We start from the raw sequence: 2,500 nt of genomic DNA on the forward strand, positions 1-2,500 counted from the left end.
CTGCTGGATATGTGCGCTCAAGCAGTAAGACTGGTAACGAGGCAAATCCCGTTACCGTAAGGTCAAGCTGTGATGACGAGGGAATTATAGTACCGAAGTACCTGATTTCACACTGCCAAGAAAAGCCTCTAGCGAGGAAGAAGGTGCCCGTACCGCAAACCGACACAGGTAGGCGAGGAGAGAATCCTAAGGTGTGCGAGAGAACTCTCGTTAAGGAACTCGGCAAAATGACCCCGTAACTTCGGGAGAAGGGGTGCTCTGATAGGGTGAAAGCCCGAGAGAGCCGCAGTGAATAGGCCCAGGCGACTGTTTAGCAAAACACAGGTCTCTGCGAAGCCGCAAGGCGAAGTATAGGGGCTGACGCCTGCCCGGTGCTGGAAGGTTAAGGAGAGGGGTTAGCTCACGCGAAGCTCTGAACCGAAGCCCCAGTAAACGGCGGCCGTAACTATAACGGTCCTAAGGTAGCGAAATTCCTTGTCGGGTAAGTTCCGACCCGCACGAAAGGCGTAACGATCTGGGCACTGTCTCAACGAGAGACTCGGTGAAATTATAGTACCTGTGAAGATGCAGGTTACCCGCGACAGGACGGAAAGACCCCGTGGAGCTTTACTGCAACCTGATATTGAATTTTGGTACAGCTTGTACAGGATAGGTAGGAGCCTTGGAAGCCGGAGCGCCAGCTTCGGTGGAGGCATTGGTGGGATACTACCCTGGCTGTATTGAACTTCTAACCCGCGCCCCTTATCGGGGTGGGAGACAGTGTCAGGTGGGCAGTTTGACTGGGGCGGTCGCCTCCTAAAAGGTAACGGAGGCGCCCAAAGGTTCCCTCAGAATGGTTGGAAATCATTCGTAGAGTGTAAAGGCACAAGGGAGCTTGACTGCGAGACCTACAAGTCGAGCAGGGACGAAAGTCGGGCTTAGTGATCCGGTGGTTCCGCATGGAAGGGCCATCGCTCAACGGATAAAAGCTACCCCGGGGATAACAGGCTTATCTCCCCCAAGAGTCCACATCGACGGGGAGGTTTGGCACCTCGATGTCGGCTCATCGCATCCTGGGGCTGTAGTCGGTCCCAAGGGTTGGGCTGTTCGCCCATTAAAGCGGTACGCGAGCTGGGTTCAGAACGTCGTGAGACAGTTCGGTCCCTATCCGTCGTGGGCGTAGGAAATTTGAGAGGAGCTGTCCTTAGTACGAGAGGACCGGGATGGACGCACCGCTGGTGTACCAGTTGTCTTGCCAAAGGCATCGCTGGGTAGCTATGTGCGGAAGGGATAAGTGCTGAAAGCATCTAAGCATGAAGCCCCCCTCAAGATGAGATTTCCCATTCGTAAGAAGTAAGATCCCTGAAAGATGATCAGGTAGATAGGTTCGAGGTGGAAGCATGGCGACATGTGGAGCTGACGAATACTAATCGATCGAGGACTTAACCAAGTCAAACTTGGTGATTCTCGGCAATACGCTTTGGTGGCGCGCAGTATTTAGTTTTGAAAGAACAACGTTCTTTTACATGTACATAGTCTGGTGGCGATAGCGAGAAGGTCACACCCGTTCCCATCCCGAACACGGCAGTTAAGCTTCTCAGCGCCAATGGTAGTTGGGGGTTCTCCCCTGTGAGAGTAGGACGTCGCCAGGCTATTTAGTTATTTTATACTAAATAAACATTTCATCTATAGTAGTCTTCTAAAAAAACTTTTTTTAAAAAAGGGTTGACGGTTACTAACGAAAGATGATATGATGATTTGGTCGCTGATTTTCAGCTACTAACATTGAACTTTGAAAACTAAACAAACCAAGTGCCAACGTTTAATTCAGTTGTTTCTAGGAAACAACAAAACAAGTTATTTATGAGCTAATCAAACATCTATTGGAGAGTTTGATCCTGGCTCAGGACGAACGCTGGCGGCGTGCCTAATACATGCAAGTCGAGCGGACTTGTGGGAGCTTGCTCCCGCAAGTTAGCGGCGGACGGGTGAGTAACACGTGGGTAACCTGCCTGTAAGATTGGGATAACTCCGGGAAACCGGGGCTAATACCGAATAACATCATTTGTCGCATGACAGATGATTCAAAGGTGGCTTCGGCTATCACTTACAGATGGACCCGCGGCGCATTAGCTAGTTGGTGAGGTAACGGCTCACCAAGGCGACGATGCGTAGCCGACCTGAGAGGGTGATCGGCCACACTGGGACTGAGACACGGCCCAGACTCCTACGGGAGGCAGCAGTAGGGAATCTTCCGCAATGGACGAAAGTCTGACGGAGCAACGCCGCGTGAGTGAAGAAGGTTTTCGGATCGTAAAACTCTGTTGTTAGGGAAGAACAAGTACCGTTCGAATAGGGCGGTACCTTGACGGTACCTAACCAGAAAGCCACGGCTAACTACGTGCCAGCAGCCGCGGTAATACGTAGGTGGCAAGCGTTGTCCGGAATTATTGGGCGTAAAGCGCGCGCAGGTGGTTTCTTAAGTCTGATGTGAAAGCCCACGGCTCAACCGTGGAGGGTC

At 51.7% G+C, this 2,500-nt stretch carries 3 rRNA genes (2 of these 3 running past the window's edge); all 3 read left to right on the top strand.

The features are described 5' to 3' along the window. A 23S ribosomal RNA gene (locus G8O30_RS00045) occupies positions 1 to 1,429 on the top strand (it extends 1,500 nt beyond the left edge of the window). Between the two features lie 86 nt (positions 1,430 to 1,515). Then, positions 1,516 to 1,631: ribosomal RNA gene (gene rrf, locus G8O30_RS00050) — 5S ribosomal RNA — on the top strand. Between the two features lie 228 nt (positions 1,632 to 1,859). After that, a 16S ribosomal RNA gene (locus tag G8O30_RS00055) occupies positions 1,860 to 2,500 on the top strand; it runs 910 nt beyond the window's last position.

It is taken from the genome of Mangrovibacillus cuniculi (assembly GCF_015482585.1).
In the GTDB taxonomy this organism is placed as follows: Bacteria; Bacillota; Bacilli; order Bacillales; family R1DC41; genus Mangrovibacillus; species Mangrovibacillus cuniculi.